This is a genomic window from Myroides sp. NP-2 (assembly GCF_014145665.1).
Taxonomy (GTDB): Bacteria; Bacteroidota; Bacteroidia; order Flavobacteriales; family Flavobacteriaceae; genus Flavobacterium.
This window is the reverse complement of sequence record NZ_JACHTD010000010.1, coordinates 126,407-148,862: the sequence shown is the minus strand read 5'-3', so window position 1 is coordinate 148,862 and position 22,456 is coordinate 126,407. Positions and strand designations below refer to the sequence as shown.

16 protein-coding genes are annotated in these 22,456 nt (G+C 37.7%); 13 read left to right on the top strand and 3 right to left on the bottom strand.

The window, feature by feature from the left end; all coding sequences use genetic code 11:
- Positions 1–38: 38 nt before the first annotated feature.
- A complete protein-coding gene (locus tag H4K35_RS11175; RefSeq protein WP_182627985.1) occupies positions 39–2,789 on the bottom strand; it encodes a TonB-dependent receptor in 2,751 nt (916 codons plus the stop codon).
- A 185-nt stretch (positions 2,790–2,974) separates the two neighbouring features.
- Here H4K35_RS11175 and H4K35_RS11170 point away from each other — a divergent pair, with 185 nt between their 5' ends.
- The 5 genes from H4K35_RS11170 to H4K35_RS11150 all read left to right on the top strand — a co-directional run bounded on the left by H4K35_RS11170 (position 2,975) and on the right by H4K35_RS11150 (position 6,439).
- On the top strand, positions 2,975–3,664 hold the full coding sequence (locus tag H4K35_RS11170; protein ID WP_182627984.1) for a response regulator transcription factor: 690 nt from the start codon (positions 2,975–2,977) through the stop codon (positions 3,662–3,664).
- A 4-nt stretch (positions 3,665–3,668) separates the two neighbouring features.
- Entirely contained in the window at positions 3,669–4,736 is a 1,068-nt protein-coding gene (locus tag H4K35_RS11165; protein ID WP_182627982.1) for a cell wall metabolism sensor histidine kinase WalK, read from the top strand.
- Positions 4,737–4,811: 75 nt separating this feature from the next.
- Positions 4,812–5,483 (top strand): tRNA (guanosine(46)-N7)-methyltransferase TrmB, encoded by a 672-nt coding sequence (gene trmB / locus H4K35_RS11160; RefSeq protein ID WP_182627981.1) that lies wholly within the window; start codon positions 4,812–4,814, stop codon positions 5,481–5,483.
- 3 nt (positions 5,484–5,486) lie between these two features.
- Positions 5,487–6,110, top strand: coding sequence for a LysE family transporter (locus tag H4K35_RS11155; RefSeq protein ID WP_182627979.1), 624 nt, complete (start codon positions 5,487–5,489; stop codon positions 6,108–6,110).
- On the top strand, positions 6,110–6,439 hold the full coding sequence (locus tag H4K35_RS11150; RefSeq protein ID WP_182627977.1) for an MGMT family protein: 330 nt from the start codon (positions 6,110–6,112) through the stop codon (positions 6,437–6,439). Before H4K35_RS11155 ends, H4K35_RS11150 begins: the two co-directional genes overlap by 1 nt.
- Before the next feature lies 1 nt (position 6,440).
- On the opposite strand, the gene H4K35_RS11145 is transcribed toward H4K35_RS11150, so the two are convergent.
- Positions 6,441–7,769 carry a PAS domain-containing sensor histidine kinase gene (locus tag H4K35_RS11145; RefSeq protein WP_182627975.1) on the bottom strand — a complete coding sequence of 443 codons (1,329 nt, stop codon included), beginning with the start codon at positions 7,767–7,769 and terminating at the stop codon, positions 6,441–6,443.
- Between the two features lie 10 nt (positions 7,770–7,779).
- Positions 7,780–9,129, bottom strand: coding sequence for a sigma-54 dependent transcriptional regulator (locus H4K35_RS11140; RefSeq protein WP_182627973.1), 1,350 nt, complete (start codon positions 9,127–9,129; stop codon positions 7,780–7,782).
- Between the two features lie 154 nt (positions 9,130–9,283).
- Here H4K35_RS11140 and H4K35_RS11135 point away from each other — a divergent pair, with 154 nt between their 5' ends.
- Genes H4K35_RS11135 through H4K35_RS11100 form a run of 8 tightly spaced genes read left to right on the top strand, consistent with a single transcriptional unit; the run spans position 9,284 to position 22,455 of the window.
- On the top strand, positions 9,284–10,525 hold the full coding sequence (locus tag H4K35_RS11135; protein ID WP_182627971.1) for an efflux RND transporter periplasmic adaptor subunit: 1,242 nt from the start codon (positions 9,284–9,286) through the stop codon (positions 10,523–10,525).
- Between the two features lie 2 nt (positions 10,526–10,527).
- The gene (locus H4K35_RS11130) at positions 10,528–11,232 is read left to right on the top strand and encodes an ABC transporter ATP-binding protein (RefSeq protein WP_182627970.1); all 705 of its coding nucleotides are present in this window, start codon (positions 10,528–10,530) and stop codon (positions 11,230–11,232) included.
- 10 nt (positions 11,233–11,242) lie between these two features.
- Positions 11,243–11,995, top strand: a complete 753-nt coding sequence (locus tag H4K35_RS11125) for a DUF2807 domain-containing protein (RefSeq protein WP_182627968.1) — start codon at positions 11,243–11,245, stop codon at positions 11,993–11,995.
- Between the two features lie 9 nt (positions 11,996–12,004).
- A complete protein-coding gene (locus H4K35_RS11120) occupies positions 12,005–14,386 on the top strand; it encodes an ABC transporter permease (RefSeq protein ID WP_182627966.1) in 2,382 nt (793 codons plus the stop codon).
- 3 nt (positions 14,387–14,389) lie between these two features.
- Complete coding sequence (locus tag H4K35_RS11115) at positions 14,390–16,801, top strand: ABC transporter permease (RefSeq protein ID WP_182627964.1); 2,412 nt, start codon at positions 14,390–14,392, stop codon at positions 16,799–16,801.
- A 2-nt stretch (positions 16,802–16,803) separates the two neighbouring features.
- Complete coding sequence (locus H4K35_RS11110; protein ID WP_182627962.1) at positions 16,804–19,212, top strand: ABC transporter permease; 2,409 nt, start codon at positions 16,804–16,806, stop codon at positions 19,210–19,212.
- A gap of 2 nt (positions 19,213–19,214) precedes the next feature.
- Entirely contained in the window at positions 19,215–21,632 is a 2,418-nt protein-coding gene (locus tag H4K35_RS11105; RefSeq protein WP_182627960.1) for an ABC transporter permease, read from the top strand.
- Between the two features lie 13 nt (positions 21,633–21,645).
- Entirely contained in the window at positions 21,646–22,455 is an 810-nt protein-coding gene (locus H4K35_RS11100; RefSeq protein WP_182627958.1) for a DUF2807 domain-containing protein, read from the top strand.
- The last annotated feature ends 1 nt before the right edge of the window (position 22,456 follow it).

Below are 22,456 nucleotides of genomic sequence, written 5' to 3'. Positions count from 1 at the left end.
CTTGAGGCAGGCTTTTGTGAACAGGAATATTCTTTTTTTTAGAAAGTATATTTGAATCCTAAGCTAAAGTTTTGTCCTAATTTGTACGATTGCACTAAAACATCTTGTGTTAGGTTTTCTTGTTTTCTCTCAATTGCGGGATCCAATAAGTTCTTTGCGTTAAAGCTCATACCAAATCGCTTAGAAAAGTCGTACTTGAAAGCAAAATCCAAGAATCCAAAGGCTTTATCCACTAAGTTTCCACTTTGCTCTGTTCCCAAAGAATACAGCTTGTCAGAAAAGTGTGCATATGAAAGTGTTGCCATTAATTTTTGATCATTTGCCCATTCTTTGATGTAGGAGATGTCCGCGTTTAACAATAAATCAGAGGCTCCAGTGAAACTAGCATTGTCGTGGGTAAACGAAGTGCTTAAATACTTGTTTTCGCTATTTACCTTTTCATTGTCTAATTTCTGGTATGTTTTCATGATTGATGCGTTGATACCACCGGTAATTTTGTTCGTTAGGGCATCGTCAAAGCTGAATAAATTTTTGCGCACTTCGATTTCCAATCCTGTTGCATAACCATAATCGCCCGTATTGGCATAGGTAATATCATTCGAAGAAGAAGCGGATACAATTTCGTTGATTGGGTTTTTGATGTATTTTCCAAAAACAGTAGCAGAGATCACTTCGTCTGTTTGTGGGAAGTACTCCCATTTTAAATCCACGTTGTAATCATCTGAAGCGTATAAATCGGGGTTACCTACTTTAATTTCCGTTACATCTTCATAAATAAAACGTGCTCTTTCTTTGAATTGAGGTAGAGTATAGGTTTTCGACAAAGCAAAACGCAAGTTGTTGTTGTCGTTTACTTCATACTTTAACGATAAGCTTGGTAAGAATGCGTTTTTAGTAAATTTATTACTTGTTTTATCTGAATCTAATTGCGTTTGCCAAGAGACATCTTGTGAAATTGTCTCAAAACGCGCTCCGATGGAACCGGAAAGTTTAGGTGTCAATCGATATTCTACGTTTACAAAACCAGCGTGAATCAAAAGATCTCCATCATAGGTTTGCGGCAACATTGCGTTTGGTGTTCCCGATCCACCACGGAAGGTGTATATATCGAAATATCCTTGTGCAAAATTCGATTGATTAAAGAAGCTATCTAGTGCATTAGGGTTTATATCATTGTTGTAATCGCTGTTGATTTGAAATACAAACTGCGTAGCTTTAAAGTTTCTTTCTTTTTTTCTGAAGTTATATCCAACGGTTAATTTACCGTCGTATAGATTTTCCTCATTCTGAGCAAATTTATAATCAGCAGCAATATTTGCAGCGAATTCATTTTCTTTTAAATCCTCAAAATAGCGGTTGTTGTCTGATCTAGAGTTAATAGAGAAGGCATAGCTGTCGCTGTTTTTTAATTTGTTCAGCGTATATTGTTGTCTATCTGGTGTTTGAGCAGAGATGTTGTTGAATGCTGCACCCCAGTTTACATCAATTTGATCAGTCATTTTGTGGTTACCTAATAGTTGGTTCACCATTAAGCGGTCTTGACGATAGGTTTGTCTATTTACATAAGTATAATCAGAATTGTCAAGTGTAATGTCGCGCATATACCCTGTATAATCCTCATTTTTCTCTTTTGAATCGTTGACAAATAAGAAATTGTATTTGATCGCGTTTGATGCATTGATATCAAAATGAGCATTTACCATTCCCGTAGTATTAGTGCTATATTCGAATGCCTCTAGATTAAGGTCTTTGGTAAAAGAGTTCTGTGCTTGAGCTGTTCTAGTGATTCCTTCTTTGTGTTTGAAGTTATTGCCAAAAGAAGCAGTTGCAAATAAATGTAAGGCTGATTCAGAGCCGAAGAAGAATGATTTTCCTGTATTGATGTTCAATCCAGCTCCCCAAGGACTGCGCGTATCGGTTTGGGTAGAGTTTTTGAAGTTGTACCCATTTAATGCATTTCCTGGTATTTTCTTATCCGAAAAACCGAAGAAGCTGCGATCCGAAAGTGTTTTAAAGTTATCTTGTTTTAATGCGTTTGTATTGACATTAGAACTTAAACCTACTTCTACATAACCTGCTCCTGTGTGATTTTTAGACCTAATATCGATATTTCCTCCTGCAAAATCTCCATAATTACGTGCAAAATACGTTTTGTCAATGGCAATGTATTCTACGATATCTGTAGAGAAAATGTTTAGATCAATATTTTTCTTTTCAGGGTCATTCGAGGCAAGAGGTAATCCGTTTAACAACGTACTGTTGTATCGATCTCCTAGTCCGCGAACAAAGATAGTACCTGATCCTTCTTGTTTGGCTACACCTGTTGTTTTGGCAACGGCACTAGCAACATCACTTACTCCTTTTCTTGAAAGTTCTTGTGAACCGATGTGTTGCTTCATTTCTACCGAACGTTGTTGTTCGATTAATAAGGTTGCTTCTCGCGATTTTGATCGCGTAGCTTGTACTACAACCCCTTCTAATTGTACACTTTCTGAAATTAAGTCAATGGTTACTTCTACAGTTTCATTTGGTTTAACCACGATGGTTTGATCTGCAGAAGTATACCCCACGTAATTAAAGGTCAAGGTTTGTGTTCCTTCTGGTACTTCTATGGTAAAAAAACCATCTAAATCTGTATTTACCCCTTGTGTTGTTCCTTTGATACTAACTGAGGCAAAGGCTAGTGGTTCTTTGGTTGCGGAATCTTGTAAAAGTCCCTTAATAGTTCCATTGGCTGCTCCAACTATCTGGCTAATAAATAATAGAGCGAATAGTAACTTTGATTTCATAATTCTTATTTTATTTAAGCTAGTGCAAAGAACTAGCGCAAATATGTCTTATGTGTTACCGCTACTTTAACACATTTTACAGTAAACGTTATTAAATAGTTACCACATTAAATAATTGTAAACTTTACTTAACATAATGTATTATCTTTATCTTTGAACTGATTTAAAACACACACATACAAAGGATGAAAAATTCTGACATTAGAGTCTTATTAGTTGATGACGAGCAAGATATCATTGAAATCATCAGTTATAATTTGGAGAAAGAAGGGTATCAAGTGAGTACAGCAAGAAATGGGAAAGAGGCCATAGAAAAAGCGAAAAAAGAGCTTCCTCATCTTATTATTTTGGATGTTATGATGCCTGAAATGGATGGGATGGAAGCTTGTGAAAACATTCGTAAGATAGACAGTTTACAAAACGTTATTGTTGCGTTTTTAACAGCGAGAGGCGAGGATTATTCACAAGTAGCGGGATTTGACGCGGGTGCGGATGATTATATCACTAAGCCTGTGAAACCAAAAGTTTTAATGAGTAAGATTAAAGCGTTATTACGTCGATTAAAAACAGTAGAAGAAACGGAAAGTGGCGATGTGATTCAAATTGGAAATATTGAGATTAATCGCGATGAATACAAGATTTTAATCGATGGAGCGGAATTGTCTCTACCGAGAAAGGAATTTGAATTATTGTATTTATTAGCATCCAAACCAGGCAAAGTATTTACAAGAGAGGAAATTCTAGATCGCGTTTGGGGCAATGAAGTGGTTGTTGGTGGGCGAACGATTGATGTACACATCCGCAAGTTAAGAGAAAAAGTTGGAGACGATTGTTTTAAAACAATTAAAGGAGTAGGATATAAATTAGATATGTAGTTCAATGTCCATACGCTTTAAAAAATCGTACAAATTTGCTGTTAAATCAGCGCTATTAATAACTATATGTTCCCTTGTTATTACACTGCCCTTTGTTTTTTTAGTCAAAGAAGGCTTAGGGATACTTTTAGTGATTCACACTATTTTAGTGTATTTCGCTTCTTTTTTTGTGATTCAGTATCGCGTGGAGCATTTTATTTACCGTCGAATCAAAAAAATCTACGACAAAGTATCGCTACTTGAGCATACAGATCTTCGCTCCAGTGCTGTGACCACAGACATGAAAACGCTAACAGAAGAAATTGAGAGATTTGCGACCAATAAAAAGATTGAGATTGAATCCTTACAAGTTAGAGAAGAATACAGACGTGAATTTTTAGGTAATATCTCCCATGAATTAAAAACGCCTTTGTTTATGATTCAGAGCTATTTGGAAACTTTGAGCGATGGTGCAATTGACGATTTAGAGGTACGTGATCGTTATTTGGAGCGCGCAGAACAAGGCGTAGACCGCTTGATCTATATTGTACAAGATTTGGATATGATTGCCAAATTAGAATCAGGTGATCTTCATTTAAATGTTGTGGAATTTGATTTAATTGAGACAATTCAAAATGCCTTTGATTTCTTGGAATACAAAGCCAAAAAGAAGAATATTTCTCTGCTTTTTGACATGGGGTATAAAAAGCCAATTTATGTAGTAGGCGACAAAGAGCGCATCGGACAAGTGATCACTAATTTGATTGAAAATTCCATTAAGTACGGCAACGAAAGAGGAACAACTGAAGTGAGTATTGAAAACCTAGTGAAAAACAAATTGATTGTGCGCATTACAGACAACGGTTTGGGCATTCGGAAGGAGCATATTCCGCGCTTGTTTGAGCGTTTTTACCGCATAGACAAGAGTGGAGCACGCAGTGTTGGTGGATCGGGATTGGGATTGTCTATTGTGAAACACATTGTCGAAGCGCATGACGAACATATATATGTAGAAAGTAGCTACGGCTATGGTTCGGAATTTTCATTTACCTTAGAGAAAGCCGTTGACATACCTACAGAAAATGCAAGTTAATTTGTGATCCCTATAAAAAGGTTTTACTTTCGTTATATTTATTTAATTTTGCGTCGAATTTAAACAAATAACCCTGTGGGAAGTAAAAACAAATTAAAGCGATTTAGAGAAAACGAAACGTTCGGTAATGTTTTCCAACCAACAAGAGAAGAAATGATTGCCAACTTGCCTCAAAAAGGCAAATGGGCATCGGAAGTATTTAAAAACAATAACCCTATTGTTTTGGAATTAGGCTGTGGAAAAGGAGAATATACGGTAGAGTTAGCTCGTCGTTATCCCAATACAAACTTCATTGGTATCGATATCAAAGGTGCCCGTTTTTGGCGAGGTGCTAAAACAGCGGTTGAAGAAGGATTGACCAATGTTGCCTTTTTGCGCACCCAGATTGAATTGATCGAATTTGCCTTTGAACAAGGAGAAGTGAGTGAAATCTGGATTACTTTCCCTGATCCACAAATAAAATATAAACGCACTAAACACCGCTTGACTAATACGGAGTTTTTACAGCGTTATAAAAATATCTTGACTGCAGATGGCGTAGTGAATTTAAAAACAGATAGTGAATTCATGCATGGCTACACTTTAGGTTTATTACACGGTGAAGGACATGAGGTGATTTATGCGAATCACCATGTGTACAAAAATGAAGGTGCCCCATCGGTAGTAACTGAAATTCAAACGTTTTATGAATCCCAGTATTTAGAACAGAATAAGGCCATTACTTATATTCAATTCAGAGTTAAATAAAGAATGGATCATTATTTTATCTTATTAATTATCGGCTTTTTAGCAGCAGTGATTGGTGTTTCCCTTCCGGGATTACTGAATATGACTGCTGTTAAAGTAGCTCAAGAAAGAGGGCGACAGGCCTCCATCATGTATATAGCGGGTGCGTCCTCTATTATATTTGTTCAAACCTATATCGCTATCTTTTTTGCTAAATTAATTGATTCTAGCCCGTTTATTACAGAAATTTTACACGAAATTGGTTTAGTGATCTTTGGATCCTTGACCTTGTATTTTTTAGTGTTTGCTAAGCGAAAAAAGAAGGAGGAAAACCAGGCGGTTAAGCGTTTAAAGCATCCTTATATTTACGGGGCACTCTTGGCGTTAATCAATGTGTTTTCTATTCCGTACTACGTATTTCTTAGTGTGACCTTAGCTGCCTATCACTACCCTATCTTTGATTGGGCGTACACCGTTGTTTTTTCTATCGGTGTTGTTCTAGGCTCTGGGTTGATGTTTTATGCCTATATTTCTGTGTTTAAGAAAGTGGCAAATGAAAATGCCTTTCTCTTGAGAAACATCAATTATGTCATTGGTACAATAACAGGAATCATCTGCTTGATTACGCTTTATAAATTATTGCGATAGTGACGGATTCAGCCAATTTTTTTGAACGAGTGTATGCGGTGGTACGCGAAATCCCTGAAGGGAGAGTAACTACTTATGGGGCCATTGCCAAAGCAATTGGTGCACCTCGATCTGCAAGAATGGTAGGCTATGCCATGAACGCCTCTCATTTTGACGATTCTGTTCCCGCCCATCGCGTTGTCAATCGACTCGGAATGCTTAGTGGAAAGCATCACTTCGATGGTACGAATCTAATGCAACAACTGCTAGAAAGTGAAGGGGTTGTCGTATTGGATAATCAAGTGCAAGACTTTAAAACAATCCTTTGGATTCCCGCCGTCCAATTCTAGTTTATGCAATCGGAAAGTTGATACTAAAATAGGTGGACTCGTCTTTTCGGTTAAAGGTCAAATATCCGTTGTGCATTTCAACGATGTTTTTCGATAAGGGTAAACCAATACCAGCCCCATCTTCACGTGTAGTGTAAAAAGGAATAAAAATCTTCGCTTTAATTTCTTCTGGAATCCCTTTTCCGTTGTCTATTATATCGATCCACAAGCGATTGTTTCGTTCAAATAAATGAATTTCAATCCTTTTTTCCTCCAAATTTTTTACTGCATAAATGGCATTGGTCAAAATGTTGATGAAAACTTGTTCCATTTGCTTTGCATCCCAAAAGAGGGACATTTGTGTGTCAATGCTCGTCTGTAGGGCAATGTTATACTGTTGAAAGAGAGGTTTGAGAATCGCTGCGCTATTGGTAAGGATTTCTGCGCTATTAACCCATGCCTTTTGCGGGCTTGGGAGCATGGTTAATCTGCGGTAGTTATCGATGAATTGACGCAAGTGATCTGTGCGATTTGCAATAGTTTGAATGCTCAACTTTAAATCGTCCATATCATCTGCCGTTAAGTGCTCATCTTCTTCTAATATTTCCAACGTGTTATGCGCTAGGGAGTGTATTGGCGTCAGCGAATTCATTATTTCATGAGAAATGACCTTCATCAAATTTTCCCAAGTGTCTTTTTCTTTTTTATCCAATACTTTTTGAATAGAATCCAACAAAACAATATAGAACTCTTGATTCTGACTCGTCGTGATAGATGTTTGCAGGATAAAGGTTTGTTTTTCCTCTCCTTCGATACGCATATCCAGAGAATTCTTCGACTCTTTAAACTCTAGTTGTTCTAAGTGTTGTGTTAAATTAGGTAGTAAACGCGAAAGGTTGTTCCACGACTTTACTTTGGGAATATCAAATAGTTTAGCAAAGTAATCGTTAATTAAGAAGATATTCCACGTTTCTTTATCGCGTTCAAAAATAACAATTCCCGTTTCTAAGTTGTTCAAAATGTTGAGGTAGACCAATTCCTTGACTTCATTTTGTTCCTGTTCATTTTGTAGCTTTTGGTAGAGGGTTTGCAAGTTGTGAAAGGTTTCATTGGCTTGTTTTTTATTGGATTTAAGAGAAAAATCGTCGTAAATCATTGCCAGAACTAACCGATCGATAATGCTGTAGTATTTGCGTTGATAATTGTAGAGTTCAATTAGACAGCCTATTATAACGAGAATGGAAATAAAAAATGTGTAGCTGTACTGTTGTACAAACAACCAAGTAGCACCCAAAGACAAGCCGAGGATGAGCAAGATGCGCATAAAAACTTTGAAGTGAAACGACTGCATAGGGTTTGTTTTAGTTTTTAATATTATATTTTTCGAGCCTGCGATATAAAGCAGCGCGCGATAATCCCAATTCTTCAGCAGCTTGACTGATATTGCCATTGGATTTCTCCAGTGTTTTGATGATCGTTGTTCTTTCGATATCTTGCAGGGTTGAGTCATCTAGTGGCCCTTCTTTAATAGCCGATGCTGAGATACCAAAATCGTGTAAATGGAGTTCGTTTGCTTCTGTTAGAATTAAGGCGCGTTCTACGCGATTTTGCATTTCTCTAATATTTCCGCGCCATTCATAGTTGCACAGAGACTCCAAGGTATAGGCGTTAATTTTCGGTTTTTCAATTTGATATTTGGCTGCATATTGTTCCATGAAGAAATCCAATAAAGCAGGAATATCTTCTTTGCGTTCTCTTAGTGCAGGTAATGGTAATACGACCGTATTGATTCTATAGTATAAATCCTCGCGGAATTCTTTTTGAGCGACTTCTGTTTCAATATCGGCATTGGTAGCCGTAATTATGCGTACATCAACAGGACGTGGTTGAGATTCACCCAATCGAATAACAGACTTGGATTGGATCACTTGGAGAAGTTTTGCTTGTAAATGTAGAGGTACGTTGCCAATTTCATCCAGGAAAATGGTTCCGCCATCTGCAGCTTCGAAACGACCGGCTGTATCTTGTTTGGCATCGGTAAAGGCCCCTTTGGCATAGCCAAACAACTCACTCTCGAATAGATTAGCATTGAGCGATCCCAAATCGACATGGACAAAAGGTTGATTCTTTCGCGTCGAATTTTGGTGGATGTAGGAGGCAAGCACGTATTTACCTGTTCCATTTTCGCCCAAAATCAACGTGTTGACTTCCGTTTGTGCTACGCGTTGTGCCATGCGATATGTTTTTTGAATCGCTGGAGCACTGCCCTCGAAATAAGGAGGCTCCTTCTGAAGAGTTGCCGTTGATTCTAGTTCTTTCTTGCGCCTCTGTTGAACTGCTCTCTTTACAATGTCAATCAAATGGTCGTTGTCCCACGGTTTTAAAATATAGTCAATCGCCCCAAGTTTTATGCCCTCGACAGCACTCTCCACATGGCCATACGAAGTCATCAAAATGATCTGTGCCTGTGGATAGCTAGATTTGATTTCCTTAAACCAATAAATCCCCTCTTTTCCATCCTCAAAACCCACGCGGTAATTCATGTCTAAAATGATAACATCAACAGGTGTTTCCTGTAGTATTTCGAAGATCTTTTTAGGGTTGTTGTTGGTCAAAACCGATTCGAAATGACGCTTTAAAAGCAGTTTAGCAGCAATTAAAACCTCTGTATTGTCATCTAAAACTAGAATGGTTGCATTTGTTTTTCTCATGGTGATGGGCTGTATTGTTTGAAATCGTACATTTTAGTGTTCAATACCGAACACATTAAAAATAAAACATTTATTAATTTGTTGATTTTCAGCTTAATGATTGTGTTTTCTTTCGTGGCATACTTTTGTTATTCTACTTGTAAAAGAAAGCATTATGGACAAGATTCTGCCCCGTAAAAATAAAAAAAAACAAAAGATTTTACTAATTATCGGTGGAGTCCTCCTCTTGGGGCTGACATCCTATATAACTTTTTTTCAAGATATTGTACTTAATGTGTCTAAAAAGGGAATTCGTATTACGGAGGTGAAAGAAGGGGTTTTTGAAGAGTACATCTCTTTTCAGGGTAAAGTAGAACCGTTGCAGTCTTTGTTAATTAATATTGCTGAAGGTGGGGCAGTTAGTGAGATATTTGTAGAAAATGGGACAGTTATTCAAAAAGGCGATCCTTTGGTACTGTTGCACAATCCCAGTTCTGAACTGGCGTATATGTCACAAGAATCGTCTTTGATTGAGCAAATGAATAATTTGAATGTCAATTTGATGAATATACGCAACCAAGAAATTGGCTTGATGAAAGATTTAATCAGCATCGAATACGAATACAAAAATGCAGAGCTACAATATACGCTGAATAAAAAATTATTTGATCAAGAGATTTTATCTTTGAATGAGTGGAATCAAACGGTTGAAAGTTTTTCCTATCAAAAAAAGAGAAAAGCCTTGATGGAGCAAAGTGTGGAGAAGGAGAAACAATCCAATCAAGTGCAGGTTCGACAAATCAATCAGTCGATTGCTGTAATTCAACGTAGCTTGGACAAACTAAAAGAGAACAAGCAGAATTTTTTGTTGAAAGCGCCGATTTCTGGTCGATTGTCTTCGTTTGAACCTATGCTGGGAAAAACGTATAACGCAGGTGAAAGCATAGGGAAAATCGACGTGTTAGAAGGCTATAAATTAGTGGCTAATGTCGATGAGTTTTACTTAGATCGCGTTGTTGTTGGTCAAAAAGGGCAAGTGGATCTTAAGGGAACAATGGTGACAGTTGAGGTGATTAAGGTTTTACCAGAGATTATCAATGGGCGATTTGAAGTGCAGTTAAACTTTAATAGTGATACAGAATTGAAATTACAAGAGGGCAATAGTATGGGAATCAAGTTGTTTCTTTCAGGAAAAGAGAAACGTTTATTATTGGCTAAGGGGAGTTTTGCTACGGATACAAAAGGAGAATGGGTGTATGTCATCAAAGAGGGAAAAGCAGCAAGACGACAAATAGAAATTGGCCGTGAAAACCCCGCTTACTATGAAGTAATTTCGGGCTTATCTCCGGGAGAACAGGTTATTATATCAAGTTATAAAGATTATCTAAGAGTGAATTATTTACAAATAAAAGAATAAGTATGGTAATATCAATTAAACAATTGTCTCGTATTTTTCAAACGGAAGAAGTAGAGACAACCGCTTTGAATGAAGTATCCTTAGAAGTTAAAAAGGGAGAGTTTATTTCAGTGATGGGACCTTCGGGATGTGGAAAATCAACGTTATTGAATATCATCGGATTATTGGATGATGCCTCTTCAGGGAGTTACCGTTTATTGGAAAAAGAGATGGTAGGTTTAACGGAGAATCAACGCGCTGTAATCCGAAAAGAAAACATCGGGTTTATCTTCCAGAATTTTAATTTAATCGATGAACTTTCAGTTTATGACAATATTGAATTGCCTTTGATTTACAACAAAGTTCCCAGTGGAGAGCGCAAAAAACGCGTGATGGAAATCGCAGAGCGATTGAATATTGTACACCGCTTGAAACACTATCCCCAACAACTTTCGGGTGGTCAACAACAACGTGTGGCTGTTGGTCGAGCGTTGATCAACAATCCCAAAATTATTTTGGCCGATGAGCCAACAGGAAACTTGGATAGTAAGAATGGTGCAGAAGTAATGGAATTGCTAACAGAGCTACACCAACAAGGAGCAACCATTATCATGGTAACGCACTCTCATCACGATGCTTCCTATTCGGAACGCACAATTTTGATGAAGGATGGTATGATTTTATCCGAAAAAATCAATACCAAGATCGTTGATGTATTTACGGTATAAAAATAAAACTATGATACGTTTTTTTCTAAGCTTGCTCTTACTGTTATGTAGTTTGTTGCTACAGGCACAAGCCAAACAAACGCATACCATCACAGGGCAAGTTTCTAAACTAGTGGCAGCTATGCCTATTGAGATTCAGGTTGATGCTACTTCGGATGCAACTACTGTTCGCGTAGAAGGGGCGCAAGAAGATATAGAACACGTTGCTGTAAGACAAGTAGGGACAACCCTTTATGTTGATATGAACACAAAGAAAAACAAAAAAAATGTGTATCTCACTAGAGTGAAGGTATTTATTGCCCAATCCAAGATTGTAGAGTACGACCTTAGTACCACTGTTCGCGTAGAAGTAAAGGGACGTGCACAAGGCAGTAGCGTAGCAATTAAAGGTGATTCAGCTTCTTCTTTAACTGCTGATTTTTCGGCATCGAGCTTGTCGATTAATTTAGACTCTGCTTCCAAATACAAAGGAGATATTACGGCAAAGAACATCAAAGTCAATTTGGACAGTGCTGCAGGAGTAGTTGTTACAGGAGATGTGGAAAATCTGTCGATTAATGTAGATAGCGCCGCAAAATTTGATGGTAAAGGACTCAAGGCAAAATATGTGAAAGTAGAGGCAGATTCGATGGGCAAAGCTGAAGTTTATCCCATCGAAAGTTTAAATGCCTACGCAGATTCCATGGGTAAAGTGGTCTATTACAATACGCCAAAAGAATTAAAAAAATACACCGATTCTATGGGATCTGTAAAATCGAATTAAGCAGGTACTATGTTGTTCAGTTGGTTTACTACATTTAGGAAAAACATCCAAAAATCAATCTTGTTCTTTTGTTGGACCATTTTAGGTTTGGCAATAGGGATAGCGTGTTTGTTGCTATCGCTTTTCTTTTTACAAGACGAATGGAGTTATAATAAATGGATGGCCAATGTAGAACAATACTATGAGGTTAATGTGACGGTTGGCGAAGAGGCTAATGCCATTGTTGTACCCGCTGCCGTAGGTCCCCAATTGCTACAGCAAAAACAAGTGGAAAATTACTGCTACTATGCTTTGGATTATATTGATTTTTACGCAGAAAGTAAGTTTCACCAAGCGGTAGTAGGGAAAATATTAAATACGCAAACTACGTTTTTTGATTTTTTCAATTTTGAATTTATTTATGGCAGTGTGGATGAAGTAGTATTGCATCCCATGCATATAGCGATTTCTGAAGAAGTGGCTCAGCGATTTTTTCCACATCAAAATCCGATTGGTCAAACGCTATCGTTGGCGCATAGTCCGTATCAAGTGGCTGGAGTTTATAAGCTAACAGACAAAGCAACGATTATGCCCGATGTAGTCTTGATGAATATGGATTGGAATGAGGAGGTAAATCCCTCTTTATGGCAAGAAAACGGCGGGGGACTGCTCGTAAAAGTGAAACGTAAGGAAGACTGCGCAGCGATCGCCTCTAGTTTGGTGACTTTGGTTGAAAACAATGAGGAAAGAGTCTTTGAAAATAGCGAGAAGGTAGAGCAATACAACGTTTATCTTTCTCCGTTGAAAGAAGGGCGATTCATTTCGAAACAAACGGCTTTATTAGAGGGGAAAACCAAATTAGAAACCCTGTATTTACTCGTGGGCTGTTCGGTTTTAATTTTTTTGTTGGCCATATTGAATTACATCAACTTGAATCAAGCGGGTATTTTATCGCGTATAAAAGAATTTCACCTACGTGCCATGCTGGGGAGTTCTAGCATACAGTTGATGTTGCAAATCGGTTTTGAGACTTTGTTAAACGTGCTAATGGCTATGGGAATAGCGCTGATGCTCGTTGAGTTCAGTATGCCGATTTACAATCTGTTCTTGCATAAGACCATCGGGATTAAGCATCAAGTGCTTTGGAGTGGAATTGTTCTCGTTATTTGTTTTGTCGTGTTTTTAGCTGGGGGCATACTTTCCCTATATACTAGGCGACTGGTTCATCAGTTACATCAAGTGAAAACAGGTCCAAAGAAAAGTAAAAGTTTGCGATTGAGAGAGGTGAGCTTATTCATTCAAATCACCATTGCTTTTTTCTTTGTTGTCGGCGGATGGATCATTTCGAGACAGGTACATTTTATGGAAGAAAAACACCGGGGCTTTGAAGGAGATCAAGTGGTACAAGTGAAATTATTCACGCAGCAAATCCGCCGTAAATTCTATAGAAACGACAAGTTAACCCAAGAAATTCAAAAGATTAAAGGAGTTAAGTCAGTTGCTTTATCTACCATTGCCTACGAAGATAAATCCATTAAAACCAAGTATACTGCCTATTATGGTATGCGCAAAATCCCCGATTTTGTGATGGAAGGGATAGACAACGCCTATATTGATATGGTGGGATTTAAGAAGATCGCCTATCAGCCCATCGAAGTAGATAGCTTACCCAAGGTGTGGATCAACGAGAAATTTGCTGAAAAAATGGGGGTAACACCAGAGGAAGCACTGGGAAATGCTATTTCTTATGACCGAAGTACCTATCTGATTGAAGGTGTAGTGAACAATTTTTTTAGCACGGGTTTTGAAGAAGCCGTACAGCCGATAGTATTGTTTCAATGGAAAGATATTGAATTTTTACCCTACGGGATTAATTACCTCTCTATCGAATTAGATCAAGCAGTAAATCGAGCAGAAACCCTAGAACGTCTGCAGTCGTTTTGGATTGTAAATGTCGATTATGAATATCCCTTTCAGCAGCAAACCCTCTCAAAGCAATTTGAGTCCAACTATCAACACATCAAATCGCAAAAACGCATGTTTCTGATTTGGAATGTAGCGGTTGTATTCATGGCTTTATTTGGCTTGTATGCCAGTTTATCCCTCTATCTGGAGCAAAAACAAAAAGAAATAATTATTCGAAAAATAGTTGGGGCAAGTCCACGAGAACTCTTTTTTCTCTTGGGAAAACCCTTTTTTATCACGGTTGTCTTGGCTTGTATTACGGCCGTTTATCCCGTGTATTGGATAATGAACGCTTGGTTGAATAAGTTTAAGTATCAACAAGAAATAGAAGCTTATCCCTTTGTGTTTTCGTTTCTCCTAGTGGTTGGATTGGTCTTTTTTATTATCCGAACAAAAGTGCGCATTGCGACAAAAGGCGATTTTATTAAATGCATTAAATATGAATAGTTTATGTTAAATAACTGGTTTAAAATTTACGTGTATCACAGCAAGAAAAACAAGGTGTATTTCTTATTGACTATTTTGTGTTTAGCTATTGGAATAACCGCAGTATTGCTGTCATCCCTCTATTTAAAAGAAGAAAAATCATTTGACCAGTGGAATGAAAATAGAACGTCCATTTACTTAGTAGGGAACAGCGGTGGAAAAGTGGTGATGAATCAACATCCTTTTGCTTTGGTGGATAAACTCCAAGAGGAGTATCAAGTCATGGAAGATTATTTGCTGTATAGCAATTATAGTGAAGAGATCATTGTTTATAAGGACAAGGAAGAACGATCAGAAAAAGTATTCAAAAGCAGTCAACGTTTCTTTGATTTTTTTCCTTATCCCTTGGTATATGGGACCAAACAAAGTGTGTTTCAGCATCCCAATGAAGTGGTGTTAGAACAAGAAAAAGCAGCCGTGCTATTTGGAAAAGGGGTAAATCCCGTGGGCGAGCAACTAAAAATAAAGGAGGAGTTGTATACTGTCGTAGGCGTATATGCTATAGGACACAGAAGAAGTAGCTTTATGCCAGAGATCGTGCTCAATACCTATCAGTTTTTATCCATTGATCAACAAACCATTTGGGATCGACCAGCGCATAATCTCCTGTTGAAAACAGCGAAGAAACAAGAAACAGCAGCAGCGATTAAAGCATTGTACCTCAACTATTACTATGAACCCTTGGCAGCTAGATCCAATATGAGTTTAGCGGATTTTTTAAAGCAATATGAGGGAATTATTGGTATGGATATTCTTTTAGAACCCTTAGATCAGTTGCATCTTCAAAGTGAAAAATCCATAGCGAGTAGTATACCCGAACCTGTGGTTAATAGTAAAATGCTGAATATTATCCTTGGATTATCTAGTTTGATGCTGCTATTGTCCTTGTTTAACTATGTGAACTTAGCACTTTCTCAAACCTTATCCAGAGCCAAAGAAGTTGGGGTACGCAAGGTATTAGGTGGGGTGAAAAGATCGATTATCAAGCAGAGTTTATATGAGACCACAATCACTGTTTGTATTGCTTTTGTCTTGAGTATTTTTCTGTTTTTGTGGTTGTTGCCCTTTGCCAATTCTTATTTAAACATCAATATCGTTGTGCAGTGGGGTGATATGGCGCTCTTGTTTGTGGGTAGCTATTTTTTGATCTTGCTGATTGCAGGGCTAATTCCCGCCTTTTATATTGCACAATACCGCGTGCTAAAGGTGTTAAAAGGCGATTTCAATCGCAGTCGCTCAGGGAGTTTCATTAAAAATACTTTTTTAGTGATACAATTCGCCATTGCCTGTTGGTTTATTGTGGGCACTTATATGGTGTATAAACAAGCCCATTACATGGCAACAAAAGATTTGGGATTTTCCGGAGATCAGGTGATTAGCTTTCCCTTTCTAGCTGATGTAAACGATGGAAGTAAAGCACAAAAATACGAAGTATTCAAACAAGAGGCGTTACAGATCAAAGGTGTCGAACAAGTGGCTGTAGCCGGTGTCGAATATGCAAGTATGGGAGGAGCAAGCACGGCCTTGTTTTTCAACCACAAGGAAAAAGAACATCTAATTGCGTTAGAAATGAAGGCAGAAGCCAATTATTTTGAAATGATGGGCATCCAGTTAAAAGAAGGACGCTTTTTAGATCGAGCCTTGGCCAACGACAGTATCGAAAATATTTTAATTAACGAGAGCTTATTAAATATTGTTGGTGAAACGAGTATAGAAGATCTTAAAGTCGCAAATAAAACAGTTGTAGGCGTACTTAGAGATTTTCATACCGGAGGATTGGAATATTCGATTACTCCTTTGATATTTAGCTTACCCAAAGCAACAGATAATTATTTTTTCAATGTAACCATGAAAGTGGACGTCACGCAAATGGAGACCCTTGCTCCCGCTTTAGAAAAGTTGTGGGATACCTTTAATCCAGAGGCGAGAGAACCTTTTAGCTATGAGTTTGTCGATCAAAAATTCGCCAAAACCTTCGAGAAAATTAACACACAGAAGCAAATCCTATTAGGATTGAGTTTGATTGTCATCTTTATTGCGCTATTTGGATTGTTTGCTGTGTCCTCTTTTACCATCGGAACGCGATTAAAAGAAGTGGCTATCCGTAAAGTATTAGGCGCTAGTACAGGCGAATTGATTAAAAAACTGTCCTACCAATATTTGATTTACTGTGTGATCGGTTTTGGTGTTGCTGTTTATCCCAGTTATTATTTATTGAATGCCTGGTTGAGTGATTATACCTACCGCATCGAAATAAGTTATGAAGTTTACGTTGTTTGTCTGATTCTTATTGTCATACTTACCTTGCTTATTGTGGTGAGTAGAGCGTATCAGGCTACCCGTGTGAACGTTTTAAAATATATTAAATACGAATAATAATGCTAAATAATTGGTTTAAAATAGTCGTGTATCACAGCAAGAAAAATAAACTATACGTTTTATTTAATTTGTTGTGTTTGGCATTGGGTATTACTGCTGTGTTGTTATCGACGCTCTATTGGCAGGAAGAGACGTCTTTTGATCGTTGGAACGCAAATAAAGAAGAGGTGTATTTTATCGAGAGTCGAAGTGACAACCATTCGTTCGGTTCTCAACCCTATGTCTTGTCTAGTTTGCTCAAAGAACATCATAACTTTGTTGAAGATTATTTACTGTATAGTGGATACTTTTCAACGCATGTTATGCACAATAAAAAAGCGTATGCCATAGAGAAAATCCTACAGACTAATGCTTCTTTTTTTTCCTTTTTCCCTTATAAGATTATCTATGGATCACCTTCGAGTATATTTAAAAATCCAAAGGAGATTGCGTTAGAAAAACAAAAATCATCAGTTGTTTTTGGTGAAGGTGTCAATCCAATTGGCGAACAGATTGAGGTAGATGACGAGTGGTACACCGTTGTAGCGGTGTATGATTTGGAAGGTAAACGCAGTAGTTTTATGCCAGATGCCGTTGTCAATGATCATCAATTCATACCTGAAGATTTAGTCGGTAATTGGAATTATAGTAGTTCTTCTGTGTTAATCAAGACCAAGGAGGGAGAGAAACTTGCCCAAGCAGCAGATCAGATTTATAGCCAATACTATCTCCTGCCTATGGCTGAAAAACAGCAGCTTTCTTTAGCAGAGTTTGAGAAAAAAAACAATGGTATTTACAATCAAAAAACAGTGATACATCCCTTAAAGGGATTGCATTTTGAAGATGCAGGAAATGTAGTTACCCCAGAAGCCAATGTCAAAGGCACAACCCTTTATGTGATTGTAGGCTTGTCGTGGGTGCTCTTTGTTCTATCGCTGTTTAACTACGTCAACTTGTCCCTTTCGCAAGCGGTTTCGCGAGCGAAGGAAGTAGGGATTCGCAAAGTATTAGGAGGATCAAAGCGCAAGATTATACAACAAGCTTTATTTGAAACCTCTCTTACCATGCTGCTTTCTTTTGTAGGAAGCTTCTTTATGGTACTGTGGATTTTGCCTTTCGTCAATTCGTTTTTAGGAACGCATATTGTCGTTCACCTGCGTGATGCCCTCTTTTTGTTTGTTGGTGTTTACCTCTTGGTTTTGTTGCTGGGGGGATTGATTCCTGCGCTCTATCGATCCAACTACCAAATACTTCCTGTATTAAAGGGAAATTATTATCGGAGTCGTTCAGGAAGTGTCCTGAAAAATGCGTTTTTGATTCTACAGTTTGCCATTGCCTGTTGGTTTATCTCGAGCACGTATATCATGTACCAACAGGTCCACTATATGACAACCAAATCCTTGGGTTTTTCAGGGGATCAGGTGATTAGTTTTCCCTTTTTAGAGGAAGAACCGATAGAAATAGAGGAAAGACATCAGGCGTATCAAGCTTTTAAACAGGAAGCGCTGAGAATAAAAGGTGTGGAACAAATGGCCTTTACCGATTTAGACTATGGCAGTGAGGAGCGAAGTCGTTATATGCAGCTATTTGAATATGAAGGGGAGAATTTGAGAGTAGCAGTTCACAATGTCGAAGCGGGGTATTTGGAAATGATGCAAGTGGGATTGAAAGAAGGGCGTTATCTGACGAATAAATTCGCTAGTGATAGTATTCAAAATGCCGTAATCAACGAAAGCTTATTACGTCAATTGCACAAAGATAGTATAGCGGGATTGGTTGTCAATGGAACAACCATTGTAGGCGTCGTACAGGATTTTCACACTGCAGGATTTGAATATGAAATAAGCCCAAAGATGTTTGTGTTGCCTTCCCAAACTTTCTTTCACTTTACTCAAGTGAGTATGAAGCTAGATGTACATCAGCTTGAAACTATCCTACCTGCGGTTGAAAAACTATGGGAGACCTTCCATAAAGGAACGGATAAGTCTTTTGAGTACAGTTTCATGGATCAGAAATTTGCAAAAAACTTCGAAAAGATAAAGATACAGCAACAAGTGATGATGGGGTTAAGTTATCTGGTCATCTTTATTGCTTTATTTGGACTTTTCGCTGTTTCCTCCTATACCATAGGCACCAAATTGAGAGCGATTGCCATTCGCAAAGTATTAGGAGCAGAAACAAGAGGTTTAATTCAAGACTTGTCTTATCAATACCTGATTTATTGTATGATCGGTTTTGGACTATCTGTCTTCCCCAGTTATTATTTATTGAATGCCTGGTTGAGTGATTATGCGTATCGCATCGAAATAAGTTATGAAGTTTACGTTGTTTGTCTGATTCTTATTGTCATACTTACCTTACTTATTGTGGTGAGTAGAGCGTATCAGGCCACCCGTGTGAACGTTTTAAAATATATTAAATACGAATAAGGATGTTAAAAAGTTGGTTGAACGTTTATTATTATCATTGGTTCAAAAATAAAATCTATTTTGTTTTAACTGTTTTAGGGTTGTCCTTTGGTATATCGCTACTTACACTTGCTGTGCTTAACTATCATGATGAACACGCGTATGAACAATGGAATCCCAATAAAGATCAGCTTTTTATGGTTTTACATGATTCTGGTGATTTTGCGTATATCAATCAGCCTTTTCCGTTGGGAAGAACGCTAAAAGAAAACTATGCTTTTGTTGAGGATTTTATTTACTATACCGGATACGATGAAGGGACAATTGAAAAAGACAAAGTGTCTTATACGCTGAAAAAGATTTTTTTAAGTCAACGTAATTTCTTTGATTTTTTTCCTTTTTCTTTTGTTTATGGATCAGCAGCAACTGCTTTGCAAGATCAAAATAGCCTTGTTTTAGAAGAGCAAAAAGCTATTGAGATTTTTGGACGTGGAGTTAATCCTTTGGGGCGCGAAGTGTACATGGAAGAAGAGTGGAGAGTTGTAACAGGGGTTTTTACGCTAGACGGTCAAAAAAGCAGTTTTATGCCCGATGCAATCGTAGCAGGTATGGATCAACTCGTTGCCGCTAAAACAAATTGGCAAGAGCAGTACTTTGGATTATTGATCAAGACATCTAAGCCCGATCAGGCCTTAGTGGCTATTCGCGAAACGATGGATCAACATTACTTTATACCTATGGCCAAAGAAGGTGGAATCACGGTTGAAGAATTGAAGGAAAATCAGCTGCTCAATACTCCTATAGTCCTGTCAGATCTCGGAGGAGTACGTCTAAGTAAGTATGGGAAATTGAGTCCAGAAGGCAGTGCAAACCTACATATGATGTATATCTTTTGGGGATTAGCAGTTGTAATTTTTAGCTTGGCACTCATCAACTTTATCAATTTTTCTATTACGCAGTTTTTATTGCGAATGAAAGAGCTAGGACTAAGGCGAATTCTCGGAGGGAGCTCAAGGTATATTGTACAGCAAATAGTAGTAGAAACGGCCTTAACGCTGACTATTGCTTTGGTAATAAGCTTCTTTTGCATGGGATTGATGTTGCCCTATGTCAATCAAATGGTTGACGTACAGCTGGAGATGCCGATAGGCGTGTTGAGTATTTGCTTTCTTTTGTTGTTGATCAGTATGTCATTACTCACGGGAAGTATTATTGCTTTTTATGTAACTAAACAGCCCATTATTTCCATTTTGAAGGGCAACTTTATAGCCTCAAAAAACGGTAGAGTACTCAAAAAGGTATTTTTAATCCTTCAGTTGGCTATTGCTTCCTTTTTCATTAGTAGTACGTTTATTTTTAATCAACAAGTACACTATATGCTAAACAAAGATCTAGGTTTTAAAGGGGATCAAGTGATTAGCTTTAGTTTTAATGAAGAGTTGAGGTGGACAAATAATGATTTATTGTTAGAAAAATATGAAGTGCTCAAAAATGAAATGCAAAAAATTCCAGGAGTCGAGGGTATATCTGCCTCTGATCAGGTTTTTGGGCGTAGTTCTTCGGCTTCAACTTCGGGAAAACTAGAGGGGAAAGAATTAGTGTATACGGTGGTTCAAATTGATTTTGGCTTTTTTGAACTGTTTCAAATTCCCCTAGTTAAAGGTCGAGATTACAATCCAATGTTGGCGTCTGATTCGATTCAACACCTTGTCGTGAATGAGACTTTTGTTCGAGCAATTGATGGTGGAGATCCCTTGGGAAAATCACTCAAAGCTTTAGGACGTTCGCATAGTATAATTGGTGTAGTAAAAGATTACAATTTTAAAAGCCTTGAAGAAGAAGTCACCCCTACTGCTTACTATTACATGAATGGAATAGAACACAAGATGGGAAGTATTGAAAAGATATATGTAAAAATAAAGGCAGGAGATAAAATGGAACAAACCATACAAGCTGTTGAAAAAACGTGGAGTAAATTTAATTTAAACCCCGATATACCCTTTCAATACGAGTTTGTCGATCGCCAGTTTGCCAAAACATTTGATCAAGTGCTCCTTGAACGTCAAGTGTTTAATTTTCTGAGTATTGGCGTTGTTTTCATTGCTTTATTTGGGCTCCTAGCTCTCGTTACTTTTGCGTTAAACGGCAAATTAAAAGAAGTGGCTATTCGCAAAGTATTAGGGGCTAATACACGAGAATTAATTCAAAAGCTATCCTTCCAATATTTGATGTATTGTATGATCGGTTTTGGATTGTCCATTTTTCCCAGCTATTACTTGCTAGAACATTGGTTGAGTGAATATGCTTACCGCATTGATATAGGATGGGAAGTGTTTGGATTAAGTTGTAGCTGTATTGTGCTTTTGACTTTGTTAGTCGTATTGCAAAAAACGCGAAAAGCGGTGCATCTCGATGTGTTACACTATATTAAATATGAATAAAACTAGATATAAAATGAAAAAAATAGTATTTATCTTCCTATTAATGGGAAGTGCCGTATTGGCACAAAAACAAGAAAAAAGACAAGTCATCGATTTTGAACAGGTCAAAGTATCACAAGGGATCCACCTAGATTATACAGCAGGAGGATCCACGACTGTTGCAGTAGAAGTAGAAGACGAAAAGGACATGCAATACGTCAAAACTGAAGTCAAGAATGGCGTGCTTCAAGTGTATATCGACATGCCAAGAGGAGTTTTCAATTATAAAATGGGACGTGTGCACGTAAAAGTGAACCATTCATCTCTAACAGCAGCCCATGTTTCTTCTTCTGCGGTATTTACGCTAACAAACAAAGTAAAAGCAAAACAATTCAGCATTACGACCAGTAGTTCAGGAAAGTTTATGGCAGATGTAATTCAAGCAGACAATTTAACGGTTACAACAAGTTCATCTTCTAAAGTAGAGGGCAAATTTGAAATTGCAAATAGTACAACAATAGAAGCAAGTTCCTCTTCAAAGATCGATATGGACCTAAAAGCCAATAAAGTAGAATTTATAGTGAGTAGTTCGGCACGAGTGGAGGTAGAAGGATCAGCTAGATCGGTTGATGCTAAAGCGTCCAGCTCAGCTAAAATCGACGGAAAAGACTTTGCAATTCAAACGTTGAATGGCAAAGCAAGCTCTTCAGGAACTATGAGTTTTACGGTAGCAGACGAGGTAAAAGGCAAAGCAAGCTCTTCAGGTAAGATCAATGTTTATGGCAATGCCAGATTAGTAGAGACCTCTAAATCATCTGGGGGTAAAATTGAAAAACTAAATTAAT